This is a genomic window from Herbaspirillum aquaticum (assembly GCF_002213425.1).
Classification (GTDB): Bacteria; Pseudomonadota; Gammaproteobacteria; order Burkholderiales; family Burkholderiaceae_D; genus Herbaspirillum; species Herbaspirillum aquaticum.
In genome coordinates, this window is sequence record NZ_NJGV01000016.1 from 33,591 (window position 1) to 59,569 (window position 25,979).

General features: G+C 63.5%; 25 protein-coding genes. 11 read left to right on the top strand and 14 right to left on the bottom strand.

Annotated features, from left to right (window positions below):
• Nucleotides 1-11: 11 nt before the first annotated feature.
• The 12 genes from CEJ45_RS15955 to CEJ45_RS16005 form a co-directional block, all read right to left on the bottom strand.
• Nucleotides 12-563 carry a DUF3237 domain-containing protein gene (locus tag CEJ45_RS15955; RefSeq protein ID WP_088756052.1) on the bottom strand — a complete coding sequence of 184 codons (552 nt, stop codon included), beginning with the start codon at nt 561-563 and terminating at the stop codon, nt 12-14.
• A gap of 57 nt (nt 564-620) precedes the next feature.
• Nucleotides 621-1,376, bottom strand: a complete 756-nt coding sequence (locus CEJ45_RS15960) for an ABC transporter ATP-binding protein (RefSeq protein ID WP_088756053.1) — start codon at nt 1,374-1,376, stop codon at nt 621-623.
• Nucleotides 1,373-3,166 (bottom strand): branched-chain amino acid ABC transporter ATP-binding protein/permease, encoded by a 1,794-nt coding sequence (locus CEJ45_RS15965; protein ID WP_088756054.1) that lies wholly within the window; start codon nt 3,164-3,166, stop codon nt 1,373-1,375. Before CEJ45_RS15965 ends, CEJ45_RS15960 begins: the two co-directional genes overlap by 4 nt.
• Entirely contained in the window at nt 3,163-4,203 is a 1,041-nt protein-coding gene (locus CEJ45_RS15970; RefSeq protein WP_034334616.1) for a branched-chain amino acid ABC transporter permease, read from the bottom strand. The genes CEJ45_RS15965 and CEJ45_RS15970 overlap by 4 nt, the downstream gene beginning before the upstream one ends.
• Nucleotides 4,204-4,290: 87 nt before the next feature.
• Nucleotides 4,291-5,436 carry an ABC transporter substrate-binding protein gene (locus CEJ45_RS15975; RefSeq protein WP_088756055.1) on the bottom strand — a complete coding sequence of 382 codons (1,146 nt, stop codon included), beginning with the start codon at nt 5,434-5,436 and terminating at the stop codon, nt 4,291-4,293.
• A gap of 94 nt (nt 5,437-5,530) precedes the next feature.
• A complete protein-coding gene (locus CEJ45_RS15980) occupies nt 5,531-5,950 on the bottom strand; it encodes an acyl-CoA thioesterase (protein WP_039783928.1) in 420 nt (139 codons plus the stop codon).
• Between the two features lie 16 nt (nt 5,951-5,966).
• Nucleotides 5,967-6,731, bottom strand: a complete 765-nt coding sequence (locus CEJ45_RS15985; RefSeq protein WP_088756056.1) for an SDR family NAD(P)-dependent oxidoreductase — start codon at nt 6,729-6,731, stop codon at nt 5,967-5,969.
• Nucleotides 6,732-6,758: 27 nt separating this feature from the next.
• Nucleotides 6,759-8,012 carry a thiolase family protein gene (locus CEJ45_RS15990; protein WP_088756057.1) on the bottom strand — a complete coding sequence of 418 codons (1,254 nt, stop codon included), beginning with the start codon at nt 8,010-8,012 and terminating at the stop codon, nt 6,759-6,761.
• Between the two features lie 13 nt (nt 8,013-8,025).
• Nucleotides 8,026-9,888 (bottom strand): feruloyl-CoA synthase, encoded by a 1,863-nt coding sequence (locus tag CEJ45_RS15995; RefSeq protein ID WP_088756058.1) that lies wholly within the window; start codon nt 9,886-9,888, stop codon nt 8,026-8,028.
• A 165-nt stretch (nt 9,889-10,053) separates the two neighbouring features.
• Nucleotides 10,054-10,833 carry a crotonase/enoyl-CoA hydratase family protein gene (locus CEJ45_RS16000; RefSeq protein ID WP_088756059.1) on the bottom strand — a complete coding sequence of 260 codons (780 nt, stop codon included), beginning with the start codon at nt 10,831-10,833 and terminating at the stop codon, nt 10,054-10,056.
• 38 nt (nt 10,834-10,871) lie between these two features.
• A complete protein-coding gene (locus tag CEJ45_RS24615) occupies nt 10,872-11,120 on the bottom strand; it encodes a hypothetical protein (RefSeq protein ID WP_141107016.1) in 249 nt (82 codons plus the stop codon).
• A 17-nt stretch (nt 11,121-11,137) separates the two neighbouring features.
• A complete protein-coding gene (locus tag CEJ45_RS16005) occupies nt 11,138-12,313 on the bottom strand; it encodes an ABC transporter substrate-binding protein (RefSeq protein ID WP_088756060.1) in 1,176 nt (391 codons plus the stop codon).
• A gap of 561 nt (nt 12,314-12,874) precedes the next feature.
• On the opposite strand from CEJ45_RS16005, the gene CEJ45_RS16010 reads away from it, so the two are divergent.
• Complete coding sequence (locus CEJ45_RS16010; RefSeq protein ID WP_088756061.1) at nt 12,875-13,990, top strand: porin; 1,116 nt, start codon at nt 12,875-12,877, stop codon at nt 13,988-13,990.
• A gap of 143 nt (nt 13,991-14,133) precedes the next feature.
• On the opposite strand, the gene CEJ45_RS16015 is transcribed toward CEJ45_RS16010, so the two are convergent.
• Nucleotides 14,134-15,075, bottom strand: a complete 942-nt coding sequence (locus CEJ45_RS16015; RefSeq protein WP_088756062.1) for an IclR family transcriptional regulator domain-containing protein — start codon at nt 15,073-15,075, stop codon at nt 14,134-14,136.
• A 364-nt stretch (nt 15,076-15,439) separates the two neighbouring features.
• On the opposite strand from CEJ45_RS16015, the gene CEJ45_RS16020 reads away from it, so the two are divergent.
• From CEJ45_RS16020 to CEJ45_RS16050, 7 genes are all read left to right on the top strand, one after another.
• The gene (locus CEJ45_RS16020) at nt 15,440-16,114 is read left to right on the top strand and encodes a 3-oxoacid CoA-transferase subunit A (protein ID WP_034336231.1); all 675 of its coding nucleotides are present in this window, start codon (nt 15,440-15,442) and stop codon (nt 16,112-16,114) included.
• Nucleotides 16,111-16,752, top strand: coding sequence for a CoA transferase subunit B (locus tag CEJ45_RS16025; protein WP_088756063.1), 642 nt, complete (start codon nt 16,111-16,113; stop codon nt 16,750-16,752). Before CEJ45_RS16020 ends, CEJ45_RS16025 begins: the two co-directional genes overlap by 4 nt.
• A gap of 36 nt (nt 16,753-16,788) precedes the next feature.
• Complete coding sequence (gene pcaF / locus CEJ45_RS16030) at nt 16,789-17,991, top strand: 3-oxoadipyl-CoA thiolase (protein WP_088756064.1); 1,203 nt, start codon at nt 16,789-16,791, stop codon at nt 17,989-17,991.
• Nucleotides 17,992-18,240: 249 nt separating this feature from the next.
• Nucleotides 18,241-19,107, top strand: a complete 867-nt coding sequence (locus tag CEJ45_RS16035) for a branched-chain amino acid ABC transporter permease (protein WP_088756065.1) — start codon at nt 18,241-18,243, stop codon at nt 19,105-19,107.
• On the top strand, nt 19,104-20,111 hold the full coding sequence (locus CEJ45_RS16040; RefSeq protein WP_088756066.1) for a branched-chain amino acid ABC transporter permease: 1,008 nt from the start codon (nt 19,104-19,106) through the stop codon (nt 20,109-20,111). Before CEJ45_RS16035 ends, CEJ45_RS16040 begins: the two co-directional genes overlap by 4 nt.
• Nucleotides 20,108-20,881 (top strand): ABC transporter ATP-binding protein, encoded by a 774-nt coding sequence (locus CEJ45_RS16045; RefSeq protein ID WP_088756067.1) that lies wholly within the window; start codon nt 20,108-20,110, stop codon nt 20,879-20,881. Before CEJ45_RS16040 ends, CEJ45_RS16045 begins: the two co-directional genes overlap by 4 nt.
• On the top strand, nt 20,874-21,575 hold the full coding sequence (locus tag CEJ45_RS16050; protein ID WP_088756068.1) for an ABC transporter ATP-binding protein: 702 nt from the start codon (nt 20,874-20,876) through the stop codon (nt 21,573-21,575). Before CEJ45_RS16045 ends, CEJ45_RS16050 begins: the two co-directional genes overlap by 8 nt.
• 3 nt (nt 21,576-21,578) lie before the next feature.
• Here CEJ45_RS16050 and CEJ45_RS16055 read toward each other — a convergent pair whose 3' ends face one another.
• Entirely contained in the window at nt 21,579-22,088 is a 510-nt protein-coding gene (locus tag CEJ45_RS16055) for a MarR family winged helix-turn-helix transcriptional regulator (RefSeq protein ID WP_088756069.1), read from the bottom strand.
• Between the two features lie 326 nt (nt 22,089-22,414).
• Here CEJ45_RS16055 and CEJ45_RS16060 point away from each other — a divergent pair, with 326 nt between their 5' ends.
• The 3 genes from CEJ45_RS16060 to CEJ45_RS16070 all read left to right on the top strand — a co-directional run bounded on the left by CEJ45_RS16060 (nt 22,415) and on the right by CEJ45_RS16070 (nt 25,679).
• The gene (locus tag CEJ45_RS16060) at nt 22,415-23,464 is read left to right on the top strand and encodes an aromatic ring-hydroxylating dioxygenase subunit alpha (RefSeq protein ID WP_088756070.1); all 1,050 of its coding nucleotides are present in this window, start codon (nt 22,415-22,417) and stop codon (nt 23,462-23,464) included.
• Nucleotides 23,465-23,473: 9 nt separating this feature from the next.
• On the top strand, nt 23,474-24,430 hold the full coding sequence (locus tag CEJ45_RS16065; RefSeq protein ID WP_088756071.1) for a PDR/VanB family oxidoreductase: 957 nt from the start codon (nt 23,474-23,476) through the stop codon (nt 24,428-24,430).
• A 61-nt stretch (nt 24,431-24,491) separates the two neighbouring features.
• Nucleotides 24,492-25,679 carry an ABC transporter substrate-binding protein gene (locus CEJ45_RS16070; protein WP_088756072.1) on the top strand — a complete coding sequence of 396 codons (1,188 nt, stop codon included), beginning with the start codon at nt 24,492-24,494 and terminating at the stop codon, nt 25,677-25,679.
• Nucleotides 25,680-25,979 lie beyond the last annotated feature (300 nt).

Consider the following 25,979-nt stretch of genomic DNA (forward strand, 5'->3'; position numbering starts at 1 on the left):
CTCCATCCATCTCAGTTGAGCAGGTAGGCGTCATACACCACCGCATTGCCGAGGCGCATGGCGTAGCCCACGCCCATGGCGCGGTTGAGCCAGTCGTACTTCTTGGACGCGGTCTCGAAGTTCATGAACAGGCGGAAGGTATAGCGCGAAGGATCGACCGGCTTGCCCTTGGCGACCTCGGCCATCACCTCCGGCGGACCGTAGCGCACGCCACGGGTTTGCAGGTAGACCAGCTCGCCGTCATCGAGTTTGAGCAGGTAGCGGGTGTCGATGATGGCCAGGCCATCGGCCGTCACGGTCTGCCAGTCGGCACCGTTGTTGAGGATCTCGCCATTGATGAGCGGTCCCTTGAAACTGCCGCCGGTGATCGGGATGATGCGGCGGCGGCCCAGGTCGGAGGTCTTGCCCAGCTCCCAGATCGGCGCCACCAGGTCTACCGAGAAGCGGGCCAGGAAGGCCAGCTTGGGTTGCGGCGGCACCAGGGTGGTGTTGTCGGCATCACTGGCCGCATGCACCTGGAAGGACAGCGTCAGGGCAGCCAGCAGCAGGAAAAGCTTTTTCATGTCGGTCTCCTCGTTCTATGTGTTTTTGACATACCGTGGTGCAGAAAACGTCAAGCCTCAGGAAGCCGCCACCACCTCGGCTTCCAGCTTCTTGCCAAATCCCAGGTAGGCCTGGATCACCTGCGGATCTCCCGCCAGCCTGGCGGACTCGCCCTGCATGGTGACCTTGCCCAGTTCCAGTACATAGCCATAATCGGCCGTCTGCAAGGCCGCGCGCGCATTCTGCTCCACCAGCAGCACCGAGATGCCGGCCGTGCGCAGTTCGGAAACGATATGCAGGATTTCCTTGACGATGCGTGGTGCCAGACCCAGGCTGGGTTCGTCCAGCATCAGCAGTTCCGGCTTGGCCATCATGGCGCGGCCGATGGCCAGCATCTGGCGCTCGCCGCCGGAGAGCGTACCGGCCTGCTGGGCGCGGCGCTCCTTCAAGCGCGGGAACAGCTCGAAGACGGTGGCCAGCTGATCCAGCGGCTGTGCCTGCCGCAAGCGCAGGCGGCGAAATCCCCCCAGGAGCAGGTTGTCTTCCACGCTCATGGTGGAAAACAGTTCACGCCGCTCCGGTACCAGGGCGATGCCCGCCATCACGCGCTGTTCCAGGCTCCAGCGTTCCACCGGCTTGCCTTGATAACGCACCGTGCCCTGCGCCGGCAGCACGCCCATGATGGCATTGAGCAGCGTGGACTTGCCCGCGCCATTGGGCCCGATCACGGTGGCGATGCTGCCGCGTTCCAGCTTCAGGTTGATGTCGTGCAGCGCCTGCACCTTGCCATAGCTTGCGCGCAGTTGCGCGACGTCGAGGACCAGTTCACTCATTCGATTCCACCCAGGTAGGCTTCGATCACGGCGGGATGCCGCTGGATTTCTTGCGGTGTGCCTTCGGCGATCTTGGTGCCGAATTCCATCACCACGATGTGGTCGGTCAGTTCCATGACGAATTCCATGTCATGTTCCACCAGCAGGATGCTCATGCCATCGGCGCGCAACTCCTGCAGCACCTTGGAGAGGGCCTGCTTTTCCAGGTGGCGCAGCCCTGCGGCCGGTTCATCGAGCAACAGCAGCAGCGGATCGCAGCACAGGGCGCGGGCGATCTCCAGGATGCGTTGCTGGCCCAGTGCCAGGTTGCCAGCCTGCTCATGCATCAGGTGCTGCAGGCCGACGCGATGCAGGGCGCGTGCGGCTTCATCGAGCAGCGCCTGCTCTTCGGCGCGTTCCAGATGCAGCATGGCGTTGACCGTATTGCTGAGGAAGCCTTGCTGGCTGCGCATGTGCGCGCCCAGGGCCACGTTCTCCAGCACCGTCATGCCCGGCAGCAGCCGCACGTGCTGGAAGGTGCGGGCGATGCCCAGCCGTGCGATGGCGCGCGCCGGCAGTCCGGCGATGTCGCGACCGTTGAAGCTGACGCGTCCGCCGCTGGCATGCAGCAGGCCCGTGACCAGATTGAAGGTGGTCGATTTGCCCGCGCCATTGGGACCGATCAGCCCGACGATCTCGCCGGCCTTGACCTTGAAGGAGACGTCATTGACCGCCACCAGTCCACCGAAGCGCTTGTTGATCTGGTCCACCTCCAGCAGCGGCGCACCGCGTGCCGGGCCGTTGCGCTTGTCCATCGGCGCGGCCGTGGCCACCCGCAGTGGTGCCGGCGCGGCCGGGAAGGCACGCAGCCACAGCGCGCGTACCCAGGGCCAGAGGCCGCCGCGTGCGTATTTGAGCAACAGGATCAGGATCAGGCCGAAGACGATGCTTTCATAACTGCCGCCATCGCCCAGCAGCGCCGGCAGCAGCACCTGCAACTGGTCCGACAGCAGTTTCAGTACCCCCGCGCCCAGCAGCGCACCCCAGATATGGGCAATGCCGCCGACCACCACGATGAAGAGATATTCGATGCCCATCGCCAGGCTGAAGGGCGAGGGATTGACGGTGCGCTGCATGTGCGCAAACAGCCATCCCGACACCGATGCCAGCAGCGCGGCAAAGACGAAGATGAGGATCTTGTAGCGTCCCGTATCCACGCCCATGGCCTCGGCCATCGAACGTCCACCCTTGAGGGCGCGGATGGCGCGGCCCGCGCGCGAATCCAGCAGGTTCAGCGAGACCCAGGCGGCGGCCAGCACGATGGCCCAGATCAGGTAATACAGGTGGCGTTCCTTGGCCAGGTCCAACCCCGCCAGTTGCAGCGCGGGGATGCCGGAGATGCCGTCATATTTGCCGAGGAAGTCCACCTTGCCGAACAGGAAGTACAGGCTGATACCCCAGGCGATGGTGGCCAGCGGCAGGTAGTGGCCGGACATGCGCAGCGTGATGCGGCCCAGTACATAGGCCGAGACACCGGTGATGAGAAGGCCTACCGGCAGCGTCAGCCACGGCGACACGCCGTGCACGGTGGTCAGGTAGGAGGTGGTGTAGGCCCCCATGCCGACGAAGGCCGCCTGTCCGAACGAGGTCATGCCGCCGATGCCGGTCAGCAGCACCAGGCCGATGGCCACCAGCGCATACAGGCCGATGTAGTTGGCCTGGATCACCCAGAACTGCGGCGTGGGCAGGATGGGGAACAGCGCCAGCACGACCAGCAGCGCGTAGAGAGGGAGTCGTTTGTTCATCATCATTCCTCATCCTCGTCATGCGCGGGTGTGACCAGCGAGCGCCACAGCAGGATCGGCAACAGCGCCAGGAACACGATCACCTCCTTGAAGTCGCTGGCCCAGAAGGAACTGAAGGATTCCAGCAAGCCCACCAGCAGCGCGCCCCCTGCGGCTGCCGGGAAACTCGCCAGCGCACCGATGGTGGCGGCGACGAATCCCTTCAGGCCGATCAGGAAACCCGAGTCATAAAAAATGGTGCTCATCGGGCCGATCAATACCCCCGACAGAGCACCGATAAACGCTGCGACGGCAAACGACAATTTGCCCGCCAGCGTCGTGGAGATTCCCATCAGCCGTGCGCCCAGGCGATTGACCGCCGTGGCGCGCAGCGCCTTGCCATACAGCGTGCGCCCGGAGAACAGCCACAGTGCCACCAGCAGCGCGGCAGCCGCGACCACCACCACCACGGTCTGGGCGCTCAAGGTGAGCGCGGCGAGGTTCCAGCGTTCATCCCAGAAGGCCGGGGTACGGAAGCCCTCGGCCCCGAAGAACACCAGCCCCAGTCCGGTCATGGCCAGGTGGATGCCGACCGAGACGATCAGCAGCTGCAGCACGCTGGCATCGGCCATCGATTCATAGACCACCTGGTACATCAGCGGCCCGAGTGCGGTAATGAGCAGCAGGGTCAGCAGTACCTGCACCGGCAGCGCGAACTGCTGCGGCGCGGCCCACCAGACCAGTGCGGCGATGGCCAATGGCACGCCCAGCGTGCCCAGCAGGGTACGCGGCAACAGCGCGGCCTGGCCCGCGCGCAAGAGCTGTGCGGCCTGCATGCCGGCCGCGCACACGGCCAGTACCAGCAGCAGCCACAGTGGGCCGGGGCGCTGGCCTTGTTGCAGCATGGCCAGGGTGAGCGCGCCATAGGCGACGAATTCCCCCTGGGGAATGAAGAGGATGCGGGTGACCGTGAAAACCAGCACCAGTGCAATGGCGATCAAGCCATAGACGATGCCGTTGGTCAGGCCATCCAGGGTCAGGATGGCGGCAATGGAGGAGTCCATGTTTCGGGTGTGGTGCAGAAAACGTCAGGCTGGAAAACGGCGGCGCAAGCTGGAGACCTCGCGCCGCCGCGCGGACAGGAGGGCGGATTACGGATTGACCGCCTTCCAGTTGCCGTTCTGGATGGTCAGCATGATGCGCGCATCGTCACCCAGGCCGAAGTGATCCTTGGCCGAGTAGTTCAGCGTTCCCTGCGAGATCTGGATCGGGCCGGCGGTCTCCAGCGCTTCCTTCAAGGCGGCCCGGAAGGCGGGAGTGCCGGGTTTGGCTTTCTTCAGCGCCTCCGGGACTACCTTCTGCAGCACCAGTTGCGCATCGTAGGTATGGGCCGCGAAGAGGTTGCGCGTGCCTGCGCCAAACTGCTTCTCGTAACGCGTGACGAAATCCATGGCCAGCTTCTTGGAGGGATTGCTGTCCGGCAGGGCTTCCGGCACCACGGCCGGGCCGGAGATGACGTAGGAACCTTCCACATCCTTGCCGCCCAGGCGGATCAGGTCGCGCGAGGCGGCGCTGTGGGTCTGGAAGATTTTGCCCTTGTAGCCGCGCTCGATGAGCGCCTTGTGCGGCATGGCCGCGCCGCTGCCCGAGGCCACCACCAGGACTGCATCCGGATTGGCGCTGACCACGCGCAGTGCTTGGGCGGTCACGCTGGTGTCGGCCCGCGAGAAACGTTCCACCGTGCCCATCTTCATGCCGGCGGCGGTGGCCAGGCGCTGTACTTCCTTGAGCCAGTTTTCACCATAGGAGTCGGAGTAGCCGAGGAAGCCGATGGTCTTCACGCCCATCTTCTTCATCTGGTCCACCACGCCACCGGCCATGACGGCCGTGGATTGCGGCAGGCGGAAGGTCCAGGCGTCTTTTCCTTCAGCGGTCTCGATCGGGGAGATGGCCAGCTGCACCGTCTGTGATTCCAGTGCCACGTCGGCTACGGCCAGCGTGGGCGGCACGGCGGCCGAACCGATGAGCAGGTCGACCTTGTCCTCGGCCACCAGGCGGCGCGCATTCTTGCTGGCCTGGGTGGGATCGGTGGCATCGTCCAGGATGATCATCTTGACCTTCTCGCCGCCGATAGTCTCGGGCCACAGCGCGAAGCCGTTCTTGGCCGGAATGCCCAGGCCCGAGCCGGGGCCGGTCAGCGACATCACCACGCCGATGGTCAGTTCGGCCTGTGCGGCCCCTGCACAGGCCAGCATGGTGGCCAGTACGCCTGCCTTGATTGCCAATTTCGTTTTCATCTCCGTCTCCTTTGTAATTTTCGTTCGAATGCTCGATGTGGGCGGATACGGCTTGCTGCCGCTTGTCGCCGCCTCTCGCCTGCTGCCGTATTGCTTAACTGCACATCTCCCTGATGTCTTCCGGAATCGGAATGGCCTTGATGCGCGCCGGATCTTCCGGATGGCGGATGGCGAAGACACGCACGTCGCGGCCTTCGCACAGCAGCTCGCCGTCGCGCTTGATCTCGTGCTTCATCACGAAGGTCTTGTCGTTCCATTCGACGATGGTGGAATGCACTTCGATGCGGTCGCCATAGGTGGCCGGACGCACGAAGCGCGAGCTGATGTCCACCACCGGTGTGCCGATGATGCCGCGCGTCTTTTCGGTATCGCGCCAGGGGGGCACGCCGCATTCATGGAAGAAGTTGCGCGAGGCGGCGTCATACCAGCGGAAGAAGTTGGGGAAATACACGATGCCGGCCGGATCGCAATCGCCGAATTCCACGCGCACCGGATGAATGATGGTCTTGCTCATGGATTCTCCTCGGTACTCAACGCGGTGCCAGGCGCAATGCGCCATCGAGCCGGATCACTTCGCCGTTCAGCGATAGATTGGTGGCGATATGCAAGGCCAGCTGCGCATATTCCTCGGCCTTGCCCAGGCGTTTCGGGAAGGGAATGGACGAGGCCAGCGACTGCTGCACTTCTTCCGGCAGCTTGTAGAGCAGGGGCGTGAGGAACAGGCCCGGCGCGATGGTCACCACGCGGATGCCGTGTTGCGCCAGGTCGCGTGCCAGCGGCAGGGTCATGGAGGTGATGCCTCCTTTGGAGGCCGCATAGCCGGCTTGCCCGACTTGACCGTCGAAGGCCGCTACCGAGGCGGTCGCCACGATCACGCCGCGTTCGCCCTCGGCCAGCGGCTCGGCGGCAGCCATGCGGGCGGCCGCCAGGCGGATCACGTTGAATGTGCCGATCAGGTTGACGTTGACGATGCGGCTGAAATCCTCCAGCGGCATCGGGCTGCCATCCTTGCCGACCATACGCTTGGCGCCACCGATGCCGGCACAGTTGATGAGGATGCGCGGTGCGCCGTTGGTTTCTTGTGCCGAATCGAGGGCTGCGGTTACCGATGCGCTGTCGGTGATATCGCAGCGCACGGCGTGGCAGCGCAGTTCATCGGCCAGGGCCTGGGCGGCTTCCATGTTGACGTCCAGGATGGAAACCCGGGCACCGGCCTGGACCAGCTGGCGCACGGTCTCGGAACCGAGTCCGGAGGCGCCGCCCGTCACCAGGGCGGCTTGTCCTTGCAGTTGCATGAAGTGTGTCCTTGTCGAATGAGCGGCTCAGTGGGAGGCCGCAGGATTTTCCAGCAGCAGGGCAATGCCCTGGCCGCCGCCAATGCAGGCTGACGCCACGCAGTAGCGCGCACCCCGGCGATGCATTTCGCGCGCGGCCGTGATCGACAGGCGCACGCCGGTTGCGGCCAGGGGATGGCCCAGGGCGATGGCGCCGCCGTTGACGTTGAGCTTGTCGCGGTCGATCCCCAGCTCACGTTCCACCGCCACGATCTGCGCGCCTTGCGCTTCGTTGATCTCGAAGCAGCCGATGTCGGCCACCGTCAGGCCATTGCGTTCCAGCAGGGTGCGGATGGCCGGCACCGGGCCGATGCCCATGATCTCCGGTGGCACACCGGCCACAGCAGCCGCGACCACGCGGGCCAGCGGCTGCTTGTCGTTGCGGCGCACGTAATCGCCCGAGGCGACGATGGTGGCGGCCGCCGCATCGACCAGCGCCGAGGAGTTTCCCCCGGTCTGCACCCCGTCCGGATAGAGCGTGCGCAGCTTGGCCAGCACCTCCACCGGTGAGGGGCGCGGATGGGTATCGGTGGCCGCTTCGCTGACCTTGCCTTGCAGCTTGATGTGGCGGTCGTTGTAGCCATCCAGGCGGAAGGTCTCGTTGACGACCGGGACGATCTCGCCTGCGTGGAAGCCGGCCGCCTGCGACTTGAGCGCGCGCTCGAAGGAATACGCGGCGTATTCGTCGACCTCGGCGCGGGTGATGCCATATTTTTTCGCCAGGTTCTCGGCGGTCTGCGGCATGGTGATGCCGGGGGCCGGATCGACCAGCGCTTCCCACATGTAGTCCTGGAATTCCACCGGTGCGCCCAGCTTGAAACCGGTGCGATGGCCGAAGGCCGCAATGGGATTGCGCGTCATCGATTCGCTGCCCACGATCAGCGCCGTCTCGGTGTAGCCACGTTCGATCTGGTCCCCTGCCTGACGGATCAGTTCGAAGCCGGTACCGCAGATGCGCTGGACCATGATGGCCGGCGTGGTGATGGGGACGCCGGCGTACAGGCCGATGTGGCGCGGCAGCATGTACTGGTAGGCATCGCCCGGCGCCATGTTGCCGGCCACCACCGAGCCGATGTCGGTCGCGGCGACGCCGGTGCGGGCCAGTACTTCGCGCGCCACCTTGATGCCCATGTCGGTGGGCGAGAGCTGGCTGAAGCTGGTGCAGTAATCCACCATCGGCGTACGTACGCCGCCGACGAGCCAGATGTCCTTGAAGCTGGAATAGAAAGCTGCTTGTGCCATGTCTGTTGCTTCCTCAGTGAGCGGGCGAGAGCGCGGGCTGCGCGGTCAGCAGGGCCGGATCGGTGCCGGCGTAGAGCGCCTCTACGAGGGCTGCGCGATGGGTCAGCACGGCGCGTTGATTGATGGACCCCTTGTCGGTGATTTCGCCCCGGTCAAACGAGGGCGGATCGATCAGCACCAGCGCCCGCGTCACCCGGTTGGAGCTGCCGGTGGCATGGGTTTGCAGGCGTTCCAGCATGCCCTGGAAGAAGTCGCGCACCGGCGCCGCATGCAGCACCTCGGCGCGCGATGCATCGGCAGGCAGCTGCGCCAGCTGGCGGCAGCGCTCGATGTTGGGCACGATCAGCATGCCGACTTCATTGCGGTCCTGGCCGGTGATGACGGCATCCTGCAGGTAGGGCGCACCCTCGTGCGCAATCAGCGCGCGCAGCGGGCCGACGCTGACCCAGGTGCCGGTGTAGAGCTTGAAGTCTTCGGCCACGCGGCCATCGAACATGAAGCCGCGATCCGGATGGGCCGGGTCCAGCCAGCGCACCGCATCGCCCGAACGGAAGTAACCCTCTTCATCGAAAGCTTCGGCCGTCTGTTCCGGTGCACGCCAGTAACCCGGTGTGACGTTGGGGCCGCGATAGCGGATCTCGATCTTGTCGCCATTGGGGACCAGCTTGATTTCCATGCCCGGCGTCGGGATACCGATTTGCCCGGCCTGCACTTCCAGGTCGGCCACGAAGAGGGCCGAAGGCGAGGTCTCGGTCATGCCCAGGCCGCAGCACATCACGATGCGCTCGCCGCAGGTGGCTTCGGCGGTGGCATGCAGCTTGTCCCACACCGGTTGCGCCAGTGCGGCACCGGCATAGAACTGCATGCGCAGCCGGCTGTAGAATTTTTCGCGCAGGGCCTGGTCCTTCTCCAGCGCGTGGGCGATGCCTTCCCAGCCGACCGGCACGTTGAAATACACGGTCGGCGAAATCTCGTGCAGGTTGGCCAGGGTGGTGGCCAGGCCTTGTGGTGTGGGTTTGCCTTCGTCGATGTACATGGTGCCGCCGTTGTAGATCACGATGCCCACGTTGTGGTTGGCGCCGAAGGTGTGGTTCCAGGGCAGCCAGTCGATCAGGATGGGCGGCTCTTCGGCCAGGAAGGGGAAGGTCTGCACGATCATCTGCAGGTTGCTGCACATCATGCGCTGGGTGTTGATGACCGCCTTGGGCATCTTGGTCGAGCCCGAGGTGAAGAGGAACTTGACGATGGTGTCCGGACCGGTGGCGGCATAGGCGCGCTCGACTTCGTCGCCCGCGCGGGTGGCTTCCAGTTCCGCATACAGCGTGCATTCGCGCCCGGCAGGCGGGGCTTCGGTGACGACGAATTCGATATCGGGTGCCACCGCATTGACGGCCGCGGCAAACTTCTCGCCATGCGCGGCAAAGATCAGGCCGGGCGTGAGCAACTGCACCGCGTGGCGCAGCTTGGCGTAGTCCTTGGAGAGTAGCGAATAGGCCGACGAGACCGGCGCATACGGCACGCCCGCATAGTGACATCCCAGCACCAGCATGGCATGTTCGAGGTCGTTTTCGGACAGGATCAGCAGCGGGCGCTCGGCCGACAGGCCGCGCTGCAGCAGCGCCTGGCCGATGCGGCGCGCGCTTTGCAGGGCCTCTCCATAACTGATGCGGCGCCATTGGCCATCCTTGTCGCGGCGGGCCATGTAGGTGCGCTCGGGATCAACGGTAGCCCAGTGGATGAGCTTGTCGGTCAGGCGTGGAGGATAGTCGCCCAGCGGCTGCCGGGTCTTGACGATGGAGATGCCCCCGGCACCCGGCACGACGTCAACGCCGCCGATGCCGAACCTGAAGCTGCGATAGCGAGGAGGAGTGTTCATACATGTCTCTGTTGTGTCACCCGTCCGGTCGTGGCCGGGCAGGTGTGTTGTTGTGGTCTTGCGCTGTATTACTGACTTGCTGACTTGCTGGCCGCTGTGGTGGCTCTTGTCCGGCCATGGTGGGCCGATTCTTCTGCGATGCTTTGTACGGTTTTGCGGCCGTGATCAGGCCGGCTTGACCTTGTTCTGCTTGTGATCGAGGAAGGCCGCCAGTCGGCCCTTGGTATCGGGATCACTGCCCGCTACCGCCGCCATGAGCGACTCGGTCATCAACCCATCCTGGATCGACTGGTCATGGATGCGCGGCAGCACGTGCATGATTCCGTAATTGGTCATGGGCGCATTGCGGGCGATGCGTTCGGCCAGCTCGCGCGCCTTGTCCAGCCCGGTGCCGGCGGCCACGCTGTACTGCGAGATGCCGGCCTGGTGCCCTTCTTCAGCTGTCAGCACGCGGCCGGTCAGCATCATGTCGGCCATGCGGGCCACGCCGATCAGGCGCGAGATGCGTACCGAACCGCCGCCACCCACGTAGAGGCCGCGCTGTCCTTCCGGTAGGCCGTAGAAGGCGCTCGGTTCGGCCACGCGGATGTGTGCAGCGGAAGCCAGTTCCAGGCCGCCGCCGATGACTGCGCCATGCAGTACCGCAATCACCGGCACGCGGCCGAAGGCGATCTGCTCGAAGGCCGCATGCCACATGCGCGAGTGATGCAGGGATTCGGTGGTGTCGCGTTCGCGCAGTTCGGAGAGGTCGAGACCGGCGCAGAAATGTTCGCCGATGCCATGGATGATGGCGACCTTCACACCTTCGGGCAGGTCTTCGAAACAGTCGCGGATGGCACGCACCAGCGGATCGTTGAGGGCATTGCGTTTGGCGGCGCGGTTGAGCGCGATCTCGGCGATCGCGCCGTGAACTTGGATGTCGAGGAGGTCGCTGTGATGGTTCATGCTGTCTCTGGTCATGCCGTGGTCGGTGTTTGAATTAGTTATAAGTTATAACGTGTATTCAGTATAAGTAAAGTGGATGTAAACGCAAGCCCCATCCGCATTCCGGTTTGTGCGAACAAAGTAAAAGCGGGCGATAAACGAACAAAAAATGCGTGATGCAGCAGTACGGTAATTGCTGCGGCGCGTCGAAAAAATGACGTCGTCGTGACCGATGGCGCACCAGCCAGCGCGGCTGCCCGCACGCCAAAGAAAAACGCCGGTGTGCACTGCATCACCGGCGTTTCCATGGCGTATCGGCAGGCGATTACTTGCCGGTGTCCTTCATGTTGTCGAACTTGTCGAATTCGACGTTGTAGACCTCGTTGCCGACCTTCTCCACCTTGCGTACGTAGACCGTCTGCACGATGTCGCGTGTGGCCGGGTCGATGGCAATCGGGCCGCGCGGGCTGGTGAATTTCATGTTCTTGAGGAGGGCCATGGCACGGTCGCCATCGATCTTGCCGTTGAGTTTCTTGCTCACCTCGTAGATGGCGTTCATGCCGTCGTATGCGGCCACGGCCATGAAGTTGGGGCGGCCCGCGCCGGGATTGGCGGCGGCAAAACTTTTGAGGAAGGCCTTGTTCTCTGGCGAGTCATGCGCGGCCGAATAGTGGAAGCTGGTAATCACGCCCAGCGTGGAGTCGCCCATGGCGGGCAGCACGTGGTCGTCGGTCAGGTCACCGGTGGCGATGACCTTGATGCCGGCCTCGGCCAGTCCGCGTTCGCGATAGCCCTTCATGAAGGCAATGCCCTGCTCGCCTGCCGGCACGAAGATGAACACGGCCTCCGGCTTGGCGTCCTTGATGCGCTGGATGTAGGGCGCGAATTCAGGATTGCGCAGCGGCACCCGGATCGATTCCAGCACCTGGCCGCCACCGCCCAGGAGGTTGGTCTTGAAAGCGGTCTCGGCATCGATGCCCGGTCCGTAATCGGCCACCAGGGTGACCACGCGTTTGATGCCGTTCTTGATCGCCCAGGTCGCCATGGGGCCCGAGACCTGTGGCAGCGTCATCGAAAAGCGCGCGATGTAGCTGGACTTGGTGGTGATGACGGAGCTGGCTGCATTCATGACGATCATCGGCTTCTTCGCTTGTTCAGCGATGGGCGCGACCGCCAGCGCTTCGGGCGTGAGGCCGAAGCCGGCCAGGAAATCCACCTTGTCGCGCACCACCAGTTCCTGTGCCAGGCGCTTGGCGATCTCAGGCGAAGGACCCGTGGTGTCCTTGATGATGACCTGGATTTTCTTGCCCGCGACCGTGTCGCCGTGCTGTGCCATGTAGGCCTTGATGCCGCCTTCCATCTGCTTGCCGTAATCGGCGAAGGGGCCGGAGAAGGCGGCGATCAGGCCGACCTTGATGGTTTCCTGACCGTATGCCAGCGATGTCAGCAAGCTGGCGGAGGCCGCCATCGCGGCCAGCATTGCGCGTTTTTTCAGTGTCATTTTTTTGTCTCCTTTGTGATTGTGATGAGCGGCGATGCGCGGGCGGTTCTGCTGCCGTCCTGATTGTCGCATCGCCAGTCCGACTGTTGCGGACGGACGACGTATCGCTTTCCCTTCCTTGGCTCGCCTTGTTGACAAAGCGTCGGTGCCAACAATAGTATCGCACCATCCGTTCGGTAAACAAACCGATGTTCGCTTACCGAACGGCCAATAAAAGTTATAAAAAATAAGAAACAAGCCAGAAACGAGACGCTTCACACTGCGGTGCCCGCCTGGAGGCATCGACCAACTCGCATTTTGAAACTGACGCCGCAGGCGTCGCAGGCAAGCATGCCGATGGCGCTGACCATGGGGCAGGGGGCTTTTTAGGCCCGCGTTCCGGGACATTGCGTGACGGCAGCAGGAATTCGCAACAGGCAGTCGCAGTACACCCAGAGGGAGTGACATTACTGGAAGTCACCCGGCCGGCGAGCGGCGAATCGTTGGCGTACGCCTGGAGGAGGGCGCGCGCCGGCAGCGCACCGGCCATTCACCATTCAATGAAATCAGGAGGAGATGGCAATGACAAGAACAACCACCCTGCGTGCAGTAGCCCTGGCCGCTGCCGCATGTGCAATGACCGCGGGCGCGGCGGGCTCGGCCATGGCGCAGAGTTCCGTGACCATTTACGGCATCATCGATACCGGCGTGGTCTATACCACCAACGCCAATGCCAACGGCAATTCGGTCTTCAAGATGCCGTCGCTGACGGGCAGCTTCCCGTCGCGCATCGGCTTCCGTGGTACGGAAGACCTGGGCGGCGGACTGCAGGCGATTTTCGTGCTGGAAAGCGGCTTTGCGCCCGACACCGGCGCCATGGGCCAGGGCAACCGCATCTTCGGGCGCCAGTCGTATGTGGGCTTGAAGAGCGACTGGGGCCAGGTCACGCTGGGCCGCCACATCAACATGACCTACCTCTCTCAGCTCAAGACGGACGTGATGGGCCCCAACATCTTCGCCATCGGCAGCATCGACCCGTACCTGCCCAATGCACGCAGCGACAACTCCATCGGCTACCTCGGCAGCTTCAGCGGCTTCACGCTGGGTGCGACCTACAGCTTCGGACGCGATACCTCGGCCACGGGCGGTCCGGCCGCCACCAACTGTGCCGGCGAAGTGGCCGGCAACAGCAAGGCCTGCCGCCAGGTCACGGGCCTGTTGGGCTATGACGGCAAAGGCTGGGGCGTGACTTCGTCCTATGACATCCTGTACGGCAACACCGGCGCGGCCGGTGGCCTGACCAGCAGCAGCAACAGCGACCAGCGCATCACGCTCAACGGCTATTTCATGATCGGTGACGTCAAGATCGGCGGCGGCGTGGTGGATCGTCGCACCCGTGCTGCGGCCAACACCAATACCGATTCCGATCTCTACTACCTGGGTGTGAGCTATCCGCTGACCACCACCCTGGTACTAGATGCGCAGGTCTCGCGCCTGAATGTGAAGAACAGCCCCAATGACGTGACGCTGTCGGTGGCCCGCCTGACCTACAACCTGTCCAAGCGCACGGCGCTCTATACGTCGCTGGGCTACATCAAGAATGGCGGCACGTCGGCCGTGGCTGTCGACGCTGGTGGGTCGGTGGGGGCGGGCAAGAACCAGCTGGGCGTGATGTCCGGCATCCGTCACACCTTCTGATTCTGATCGGTGATGGAAAAGCAGTCTTGAGGAGGATGGCGCACCAGGATTCTCGAGGGGTGCGCCGACATCCGCAGCATGGCAAAGGCAGGGTCTGCTTTTGTCTTCGGTCCGCCTCCCCGATGGGGAGCGCGGACCTGTTTTCAGGGCAGCAGCACCGACAGGTCCTGTGCGCCACGCAGCAGCACCGGCAGGATCTCTTCTTCCATCTGCGCCACCGATACGCGCGCGGCCTGCGCGCCGACGTTCAGTGCGGCCAGCACATTGCCGGAAGCACCACGCACCGGCACGGCGATGGAGCGCAAGCCGACTTCCAGTTCTTCATCGATGACCGCATAGCCCTGTTCACGCACACCGGCCAGGATGTCGCGCAGGCGCTTCTGCGATACCACGGTCTTGTCGGTGAGGGCGCGCAGCTTGACCTTCTCGAAGTAGGCTTTGAGCTGTTCATCCGGCAGGTGCGCCAGCATGGCGCGGCCCAGGGAGGTGCAGTAGGCCGGCAGGCGGCTGCCGGTATTGAGTGCCACCGACATCACGCGCGAGGTGGCCGAGCGTGCCACGTAGAGCACTTCGTTGTCGTCCAGCACGGCCAGCGAGCAGGACTCGCCGAGCGTGCGGCTGATGTTGTTCAGGTAGGGCTGTGCAGAAACGGTCAGCGGGGTCGACGAGAGATAGGAGTAGCCCAGCGTCAGGATCTTGGGCCGCAGCGAGAAATTGTTGACGTCGGAGTCGGCATAGCCGAGTTGCTTCAAGGTATGCAGGCAACGCCGCACGGCCGCGCGCGGGATACCGGTCTTCTGGCTGATCTGGGCGATGGTCAGGCTGCGGCGCGAATCGCTGAAGGCGCGGATCACCGCCAGGCCCCGGGCCAGCGAAGTCATGAAGCTGGGGTCGGTGAGGGCATCGATTTCTTCGGCGATGGTCAGCTCGCGTTCCGCTCCGGGCGCGTCGGCGGCCGGTTCCTGGTCGCGCGCCTTGCTGCGCCGGGTGGTGGCCGGGGCCGATTTGAGCGACTTGGCGTCCTTGACGGCAGGAGTGCTCTTGGCGGCGGTCTTGCGGGGCTTGGCAGCAGGGGCGGTGGACATGGGCGCGAATGGACTCTCTGGTCGGGTGGTTCAGGACGATGCATCGGCGGCGCGGCTCGGATTTTCCGGCCTGCCTTGAATGCGTCAGGATTTTAACGTTTTGTGCGGCAAGCGAACACATCCTGCGGGTTTTTCTTGACGGCCGTCAAGCCGGATCGCTAAACTCTTTTTGTGCGAAAATCAAACATTAGTTCGGTGATCGAACATTCTGGTGCAGGAAACGTCACGCTGCAAATGCCGCCGGAATGCCCGTCCACACCGGCAGAGACGAGTCCCAACCGCCTGGCTGAACGGCAGAGAGTGCAAGCTCAGCGAGGCATCCCGCAGGCGCAGCTGGAAGCGCCGCATCTACAGTGAGAGCAACGTGATCAATAAAATTTCTGACTCTTTGGAGCAGGCGGTCGCTGACATCCATGATGGCGCCACCATCATGATCGGTGGCTTCGGCAATGCCGGCATGCCCTCGGCCCTGATCGATGCGCTCATCGCCCAGGGCGCGCGCGACCTGACCATCGTCAACAACAACGCCGGCAACGGCGATACGGGCCTGGCCGCGCTGCTCAAGACCAAGCGCGTCAAGAAGATCATCTGTTCCTTCCCGCGCCAGACCGATTCCCACGTCTTCGATGCGCTCTACCGCGCCGGCGAAATCGAGCTGGAACTGACCCCGCAAGGCAACCTGGCCGAGCGCATCCGTGCCGCAGGTGCCGGCATCGGCGGTTTCTTCAGCCCGACCGGCTACGGCACCATGCTGGCCGAAGGCAAGGAGACGCGCCTCATCGACGGCAAGCACTACGTACTGGAGTCGCCCATCCATGCCGACTTCGCGCTCATCAAGGCGCTGCGCGGCGACCGCTGGGGCAACCTGGTGTATCGCAAGACGGCGCGCAACTTCGGTCCCATCATGGCCATGGCCGCCAAGGTCACCATCGCGCAAGTCACCGAGGTGGTGGAACTGGGCCAGCTCGATCCGGAAAACATCATCACGCCCGGCATCTTCGTGCAGCGGATCGTGCAAACCAAGGAGGCACAGCAATGAAGCGCTTTACCCGTGAAGAGATCGCCGCCCGCGTGGCGCAGGACATCCCCGAGGGCGCCTACGTGAACCTGGGCATCGGCTTGCCGACCAAGGTGGCCAACTACCTGCCGGCTGACAAGGAAATCTTCCTGCACAGCGAAAACGGCGTGCTGGGCATGGGCCCGGCCCCGGCCCCCGGCGAAGAAGACGAAGACCTCATCAATGCCGGCAAGCAGCCGGTGACGCTCCTGACCGGCGGTTCCTACTTCCACCACGCGGATTCGTTCTCGATGATGCGTGGCGGCCACCTGGACATCTGCGTGCTGGGCGCCTTCCAGGTCTCGGCCAAGGGCGACCTGGCCAACTGGCACACCGGTGCGCCGGACGCCATCCCCGCCGTGGGCGGCGCGATGGACCTGGCCATCGGCGCCAAGCAGGTGTTCGTGATGATGGACCACCAGACCAAGACCGGCGAAAGCAAGCTGGTGGAGGCCTGCTCCTATCCGCTCACCGGCATCGGCTGCGTCAACCGCATCTACACCGACCTGGCCGTCATCGACGTGACCCCGCAAGGCCTGCAGGTGCGCGAGATCGTCGAGGGCCTGTCCTTTGCGCAACTGCAGGAACTGACCGGCGCACCGCTGCGCCCGGCGGCCTGATTCCGTGACCCATCTCGTTTTCGCTGTGAGGAATGCATGAAAGACGTATTTATCTGTGACGCCATCCGTACTCCCATCGGCCGCTACGGCGGTGCGCTCAAGGACGTGCGCGCCGACGACCTGGGCGCCGTGCCGCTGCGCGCGCTCATGGAGCGCAACCCGCAGGTGGACTGGAAGGCCGTCGATGACGTGATCTTTGGCTGCGCCAACCAGGCCGGCGAAGACAACCGCAACGTCGCGCGCATGTCGCTGCTGCTCGCGGGCCTGCCGCAGGAAGTGCCGGGCAGCACCATCAACCGCCTGTGCGGCTCCGGCATGGATGCGCTGGGCACGGCCGCGCGCGCCATCAAGTCCGGTGAAACGCAGTTGATGATCGCCGGTGGCGTCGAGTCGATGACCCGTGCGCCCTTCGTGATGGGCAAGGCCGATAGCGCCTTCTCGCGCCAGGCGGCGATCCAGGACACTACCATCGGCTGGCGTTTCGTCAACGCGCTGATGAAGCAGAAGTATGGTGTGGATGCCATGCCCGAGACGGCCGAGAATGTCGCCGTCGATTTCAAGGTCAGCCGCGAAGACCAGGACCAGTTCGCCGTGCGCAGCCAGGCCAAGGCTGCCGCTGCGCAGGCCAATGGCAACCTGGCCCAGGAAATCGTACCGGTGGTGATCCCGCAGAAGAAGGGCGATCCGATCACCGTGACCCAGGATGAACATCCGCGTGCGACCAGCATGGAAGCCCTGGCCCGCCTGAAGGGCGTGGTCAAGCCGGATGGCACCGTCACTGCCGGCAATGCCTCCGGCGTCAACGACGGTGCCTGCGCCTTGCTGCTGGCCAGTGCCGACGCCGTGGAGAAATACCAGCTCAAGCCGCGCGCCCGCATCCTGGGCATGGCCACTGCCGGTGTCGCACCGCGCATCATGGGCATGGGTCCGGCCCCGGCCAGCAAGAAAGTGCTGGCGCAACTGGGCATGACGATTGACCAGATGGACGTGATCGAACTCAACGAGGCCTTCGCCTCGCAAGGCCTGGCCGTGCTGCGCGAACTGGGCGTGGCCGATGATGACGCACGCGTCAATCCGAACGGCGGCGCCATCGCCCTGGGCCATCCGCTGGGCATGAGCGGTGCGCGCCTGGTGACCACCGCCACCTACCAGCTGGAGCGCACCGGTGGCCGCTATGCGCTGTGCACCATGTGCATCGGCGTGGGGCAGGGCATCGCGATGGTGATCGAGCGCGTGTGATGCGTTCGGGATGGCGCGGCCGGGTAGCCATGCCGCGCCATCCGTGAAGATCGCAAGGGTCTTCGTGAAAATTGATCAAGCATGAATTGAGGCAGGCGCAGCACAATAGAAAAATAATTTATATCGATTCCGGAGCAGCCAAAAAAACAGAGCTGCAGGACAGAAGGAGACAAACCGCATCATGCATCCGCATCATGACTGCGCGCCGCGTTCGGCTGCGCCCGCCCGTCCTTGCCGGGGAGGTGTGCCATGCTAGGCAACTTCCTTGGCGTGCTCTTCGATGGCATTGCCTATGGCAGCCTCCTGTTCCTCATCAGCGTGGGCCTGTCGGTGACGATGGGAATGATGAACTTCATCAACCTCGCCCACGGTGCCTTCGCCATGCTGGGCGGCTATGTCTGCGTGACGCTGCTCAATCGCATCGGCGTTCCCTTCCTGGCGACCCTGCCGCTGGCTTTCATCGCGGCCGCCTTAGTCGGCCTGATCCTTGAACGTTCCCTCTATCGCCGTCTCTACAAGGCCAGCCACCTGGACCAGGTGCTGTTTTCCATCGGCCTGACCTTCATGGCCGTGGCCGGGGCCACCTGGCAATGGGGGCCGACCCAGCAGCCTGTCGTGCTGCCGGATTGGCTGCGCGGACAGGTCTCGTTGCTGGGGCTGGATGTCGGGGCGTACCGCGTCTTCCTGATCGGCGTGGTGGTGATCGTCACGGTGGCGCTGGGGCTCTTGATCGAGCGCACGCGTTTCGGTGCGCAGATCCGCGCTTCGGTCGACAACCAGGTGGCGGCGGCAGGGCTGGGCATCAATGTCAGCCGCGTGTTCAGCCTGACCTTTGCGCTCGGATCGGGCCTCGCCGGCCTCGGTGGCGGCCTGGGCATTGACGTGCTCGGGCTGGACCCGACCTTCCCGGTCAAGTACATGGTCTACTTCCTGCTGGTGGTGGCCGTGGGCGGGGCCGGTACCATCAAGGGGCCGCTGCTGGCCGCGCTGATCCTGGGCGTGTTCGATGTCGCCGGAAAATATTATGTGCCGGAGATCGGCGCCTTCGTCATCTACGGCCTGATGGTGGTGTTGCTGATCCTGTTCCCGGCCGGACTGATGCGGAGGCGCGGATGAACAGCGCAAGCACTTCAACCCGATCGGCCGCACGGCCGGTACTGCGCCTGCCCAATGATCGCTGGACTCCATTGGAAATCGTCTTCTGGCTGATGCCGGTGGCGGCGTATTTCGTCTTCCCCGATTACCTGGTGCTGATCAGCCAGATCATGATCGTAGGTCTTTTCGCCGTCTCGCTGGACCTGATCCTGGGCTATGCGGGCATCGTTTCGCTGGGGCATGCCGCCTTCTTCGGCCTGGGCGCCTATACGGCCGGTCTGCTGGCCGTCCATGGCTGGGGCGAGCCGATCACGGGGCTCCTGCTGGCGGGCATGGTGGCGGCCATTGCCGGTTTCCTGGTGAGCTTCCTGGTGGTGCGCGGAGCAGATCTCACGCGGCTGATGGTGACGCTGGGCATCGGCCTGATGCTGTTCGAGGCGGCCAACAAGGCGGCCTTCATTACCGGTGGCGTGGATGGTTTGTCGGGCATGGTGATGGGCAAGATCTTCGGTGTCTTCGAGTTCGATCTCAACGGGCGGGTGGCTTATGGCTACAGCTTCGCGGTGCTGTTGCTGCTGTTCGTGGTGCTGCGGCGGATGGTGAATTCACCCTTCGGCTTGGGCCTGCGCGGCATCCGCGAAGGTGGCCGTCGCATGCCGGCCATCGGTGCGGACGTCAATCGCCGGCTGGTGGTGATCTTTACCGTGGCCGCTGCGGTGGCCGGTGTGGCCGGTGCTCTGCTGGCGCAGACCACGCAGTTCGTCGGGCTGGATGTGCTGGGTTTCCCGCGGTCGGCCGAGTTGCTCATCATCCTGGTGCTGGGCGGCACCGGTCGCCTCTATGGCGGACTGGTCGGTGCACTGGTCTACATGCTGGCGCAGGATTATCTGTCCGGCCTCAATCCGGCCTACTGGCAATTCTGGATCGGCCTGCTGCTGATCGTCATCGTTCTCTTTGCGCGCGGTGGCCTGCTCGGCGGGCTGGCCGTGCTGCGTGACAAGCTCTTCAAGGGAGGCCGCGCATGAGCCTGCATCCGCATCCTGCCGATACCACCTTGCGTACCGAAGGGCTAAGCAAACGCTGGGGCAGCTTCGTGGCCAACAGCGACATCTCGCTGAGCTTCGCACCCGGTGCGCGCCACGCCTTGATCGGCCCCAATGGCGCGGGCAAGACGACCTTCATCAATCTGCTCACGGGCGGCTTTGCGCCCAGCGCGGGCAAGGTGTGGTTTGGTGGCGAGGACATTACCGCGCTGGCCCAGCATGAGCGCGTCAAGCGCGGCATGACGCGTACCTTCCAGATCAATACGCTCTTTGCCGGCCTCACGGTGCTGGAGTCGGTGATCCTGGCGATCCAGGAGCGGCGTGGCCTGCAATACAAGTGGTACCAGACCGTGGCCAGCCAGACCGAGGTGGTGGACGAAGCCATGGCCTTGCTGGATTCACTCAAGCTGGCGCAGGAAGCCAACAGCATCACGCGCAGCCTGGCCTATGGCAAGCAGCGGCTGGTGGAGATTGCCTTGGCACTGGCGACTCAGCCGAAGGTACTGTTGCTGGACGAACCGGCCGCCGGCATTCCCTCGGCGGAAAGCCGTGAACTCTTCGAAGTGATTGCGCAATTGCCACGCGAGGTGACCATCGTCTTCATCGAACATGACATGGGGCTGGTATTTCGCTTCGCCGAGCGCATCACGGTGCTGGTCGGCGGCAAGGTGCTGGTCGAAGGTACACCGGCCGAGATCGCGGCTGACCAACGCGTCAAGGAAGTCTACCTGGGGGAGGCTGAACATGCCTGAGCTGCTGGCATTGGACAAGGTGAGCGCCGGTTATGGCGATTCCATCGTCCTGGAGGAGCTGTCCTTCTCGATGCAGGAGGGCGAGAGCCTGGCCCTGCTGGGGCGTAATGGCGTGGGCAAGACCAGCTTGTTGATCACGCTCATGGGACTGACCCGCCTGCATGGCGGCAGCATCCACTGGCGCGGCAGCAACATCGCACGCGTGCCGACCCACAAGCGCGCGCATGCCGGGCTGGGCTGGGTGCCGCAGGAGCGGTTCATGTTTCCTTCGCTGTCGGTGGAGGAACACCTGACGGTGGTCGAGCGTGGCGGCAAATGGAACTTGCAGAAGATCTATTCGATTTTTCCCCGCCTGCATGAGCGCCGCCACAACATGGGCAACCAGCTCTCCGGGGGCGAGCAGCAGATGCTGGCCATTGCGCGCGCGCTGATGGTCAGCCCCAGCCTCCTCTTGCTGGATGAGCCGATGGAAGGGCTGGCGCCCATCATAGTGCAGGAGCTGCTGAAGGTAATCCGCCGCCTGGTCAGTGAGGAAGGGATGTCGGTGATCGTGGTGGAGCAGCATGCCCGCATGGCGCTGTCGCTGACGCAACGGGCCATCGTGCTCGATCGTGGCCGCATCGTGCATGCCTCGGATAGCCAAAGCCTGCTGGACGATGGCGAAACACTGGATCGACTGGTAGCGGTAGCCTGAGGCTCAGTCCTCCTGGCAATCCTGGTCGCGCAAGCGTGCGAGCGGTGCGCGGCTTTGTGGATTGTTCTCGTGCACCAGCTTGTCCAGCAGTCGCATGAACTGCTCCTGCTCGGCCTCATCAAGCGGCGCCAGGATGCGCTTGCGCAGGCGCTGCAGGCCGGGAATCAGTTCTTCCAGCAGGGCTTCGCCTGCCTGCGTGATGCGCAATGCGCGCTGGCGGCGGTTGTGCGGAATGACTTCCCGCACCAGCAAGCCCTTTTCTTCGAGGCGGGCACAGACCGTGGCGCCGGTGGAGGTGTCGATGGCGACCAGTCCCGACAAGCTCACCTGGTCGATGCCGGGATGATTCGACAGCATGCGCAGAATCGCGTATTGCACCGGGGTAATGATGCCGCCGGTTTCGTCATGGAAGATCGACACCGAAATCTGTTGCGCGCGGCGCAGCAGGTGGCCGGGATGCTCGTAGAGATCGATGAGCTGGCTTTCGTCCTTGGGCGGCGTGGTCTCTGGCATGGCGGATAGGGTCGGATGCAATCGGGCAATGGATGAGCTGCAAGGTGAAGGCAGCGATGCGGCAGTGTAAGGTCCGCGCGGTTTTCCCTCAATCAATTGATGCAACGCGCAACGAAAAAAGTCCGCCAGCGCGTTTACTTGCGCTGCGGATTGACGGATACTTTTCTAACATTCAGTGTACTGAATATTAAAACAGAAAAATGCGAGACCCGACAGGATCTGGATCAAGCCACCTGCGGAAAAGAACAAGCTGGAGCAGTCCATCAAGAAGGGTACTGGCCATGCAAGGCCGGTGCCGGTTGAGGAATTCACCCAAGGAGACCGTCATGTTCCCCAAGAATGCCTGGTACGTCGCCTGCACGCCCGACGAAATCGAAAGCAAGCCCCTGGGCCGCCAGATCTGCGGCGAGAAGATCGTGTTCTATCGTGGTGCCGAAGGCAAGGTGGCCGCGGTCGAGGATTTCTGTCCGCATCGCGGCGCGCCTTTGTCGCTGGGTTTCGTGCGTGAAGGGCAGCTGGTGTGCGGCTATCACGGCCTGGAGATGGGCTGCGACGGGCATACGCGCAGCATGCCGGGCCAGCGCGTACGGGGCTTCCCTTGCATCCGCAGTTTCCCGGTGGTGGAGCGCTACGGTTTCATCTGGGTATGGCCGGGTGACAAGGAGCAGGCCGATCCGGCGCAGATCCATCATCTGGAATGGGCGGACAATCCCGAGTGGGCCTATGGTGGTGGCTTGTATCACATCAATTGCGACTATCGCCTGATGATCGACAACCTCATGGACCTCACGCACGAAACTTATGTGCATGCCTCCAGCATCGGCCAGAAGGAGATCGATGAAGCCCCGGTCAATACGCGGGTGGAGGGCGAGCAGGTCATTACCAGCCGCTTCATGGAGAACATCATGCCGCCGCCGTTCTGGCGCATGGCCTTGCGAGGCAATGGATTGGCCGATGAGGTGCCGGTGGATCGCTGGCAGATCTGCCGCTTTTCGCCGCCCAGCCACGTGATGATCGAAGTGGGCGTGGCGCATGCCGGCAAGGGGGGCTACGAGGCCGGGCCGGAGCACAAGGCTTCCTCCATCGTGGTGGATTTCATCACACCCGAGACCGAAACGTCGCACTGGTATTTCTGGGGCATGGCGCGTCACTTCCGTCCTGAGGACAAGGAGCTGACCAACACCATCCGCGAAGGGCAGGGCAAGATCTTCGGCGAGGACCGCGAGATGCTGGAGCTGCAGCAGGCCAACCTGCTGAAGTATCCCGAGCGCCGCCTGCTGGCGCTCAACATCGACGCTGGCGGCGTGCAGTCGCGCAAGGTGCTGGACAAGTGGCTGGCGCGCGAAGCCGAATCCGGCAAGGCTGCAGCGGCCTGAGGAGTGACGATGACGACATTGCAGGTCAAGGTCGCGGCGCGCCGCGAGGAAGCCGACGGCATCGTCGGGTTGGAGCTGGTCTCGGTGGATGGTGCGCCCTTGCCGGGCTTTACTGCCGGTGCGCATATCGACGTGCATCTGCCGGGCGGTTTGCTGCGCCAGTATTCGCTGTGCAATGCCCCGCATGAGCAGCATCGCTACCAGATCGGTGTATTGCGCGATGCCAATTCGCGCGGTGGTTCGGTGGCGGTGCATGAGGCGCTGAAGGTCGGTGATCTGCTCACCATCGGCGTGCCGCGCAACCAGTTCGCACTGGTGCCGGCGCAGCACAGCCTGCTGTTGGCGGGCGGCATCGGGGTGACGCCCATCCTGTGCATGGCCGAGGCGTTGGCTGCCTCGGGGGCGTCCTTCGAGATGCATTACTGTGCTCGTTCGCCTGCACGCCAGGCATTTCGTGAGCGCATTGCCGGATCGGGATTCGCCGAGCGCGTGGTGCATCACTATGACGATGGCGATGCTGCGCAGAAGCTCGATCTGGATGCGTTGCTGTCAAAGGCTGATGTGGCCACCCATCTTTACGTCTGTGGCCCGGCGGGATTCATCGCGCATGTGGTGGAGACTGCGCGTGCGCGCGGATGGCCGGAATCGCAAGTTCATTTCGAATACTTTGGTGCTGCGCCGGTCCAGGCCGATGGCAATGGCCCGTTTGACGTGAAGCTGGCCAGCAGCGGACAGGTCTACACGATTCCGCCAGACCGGACGGTGATCCAGGTCTTGTGCGAACACGGTGTGGATGTGCCGGTGTCCTGCGAACAGGGCATCTGCGGGACCTGTCTCACGCGGGTGCTGGAGGGCGAGCCGGATCATCGCGATCAGTACCTGACCGATGAGGAAAGGGCGGCCAATGACCAGTTCACGCCTTGCTGTTCGCGGGCCCGGAGTGCTTTGCTGGTGCTGGATTTGTAATGTTCTGAAGCAGTAGTGCCTACGCCGTAAATCATTTATACAAATCAAAACATGAGGAGACATGATGAGCGAGATGATCGATACCCGGCGCCGCCACCTGGTGCTGGCCGGAACTGCACTGGCCGCGATGGGTGCGCCACTGGTCGCGCGGGCTGCTGATGCATTGAAGGTCGGGTTGATCGTGCCGATGTCGGGGCCGTTTGCTTCGACCGGACGGCAGATCGAGGCGGCGGTGAAGTTGTATCAGCAGAAGTTCGGCGACAGCGTGGCCGGGCGCAAGGTGGAGATCCTGTTGAAGGACGATGGCGGCGTTTCGCCGGATGTGACCAAGCGGCTGGCGCAGGAGCTGGTGTCGCGGGACAAGGCGCAGGTATTGATGGGTTTCGGTTTGACGCCCCTGGCGCTGGCGGCCGCGCCCATTGCGACGCAGGCCAAGGTGCCGATGATCGTGACGGCGGCGGCGACTTCGATCATTCCGCAGCGTTCGCCTTATATCGTGCGGACCGGCTTTACGCTGGCGCAGGTGACTTCGCCGCTGGCTTCCTGGGCTGCGAAGAACGGGATCAAGAGTGTAGTGACCTTTGTTTCCGATTATGGGCCGGGGCTGGATGCTGAGAAAGTGTTCGTGAAGACTTTTTCCGAGGCAGGTGGCAAGGTCATGGAGAGCGTGCGCGTACCTTTGCGCAATCCGGACTATGCACCCTTCCTGCAGCGGGTGAAGGACGCCAAGCCGCAGGCTTTGTTCGTTTTTGTACCTTCCGGGGAAGGTGCTGCCGTGCTGAAGCAGTTTACCGAGCGGGGATTGGCGGCTGCCGGGATTCGCCTCATCTGTACGGGTGATGTGCTCGATGATGATTTGATGGCGGGTATCGGTGCGGCGGCCAAGGATGTGGTGAGCAGTCATCATTATTCGGCGGCGCATCCCTCTGCTGCCAACAAGGAATATGTGGACGCCATGGCCAAGGCCAACAAGGGGATGCGCGCCAACTTTCATTCCGTCGGAGCCTATGACGGGATGCATCTGCTCTACGAATCGCTCAAGAAGACCGGCGGGGATGCGGATGGCGAGAAGCTGCTGGCTGCCATGAAGGGGATGAGCTGGGAGAGTGTGCGCGGGCCGGTTTCCATCGATGCTGCTACCCGCGATATCGTGCAGACCGTCTATATGCGCAAGGCTGAATTGCGCGGGTCGGAGTTTTATAACGTGGAATTTGATCAGGTGGAGAAGGTGCGGGATACTGGGGTTTGATTGCTTTTGATTTTTTGCCTTCTTGTGTTCTGTTTTGCTACGGGGGGGGGTTGCTGTTTGGGGTAGTCTGCACGGAATTCTTTCCTGCGCTCTAGCCTAATTGCTTTCTCTCTCCGGTCGCAAGGACGCGCCGGGGGCGGCCCGGCAGCCGCTCACTTTTCTTGTCTCGCCAAGAAAAGTAAGCAAAAGAAGGCGACCCCAAAGAGCCAGCCCTCCTTCGGAGGGTCCCCGTCGCAGCGAAGCGAAAAGTGGGAAGGATAGAGTCGCTTCGCTCCGACTATCCTTCTGATCCACTTTTCG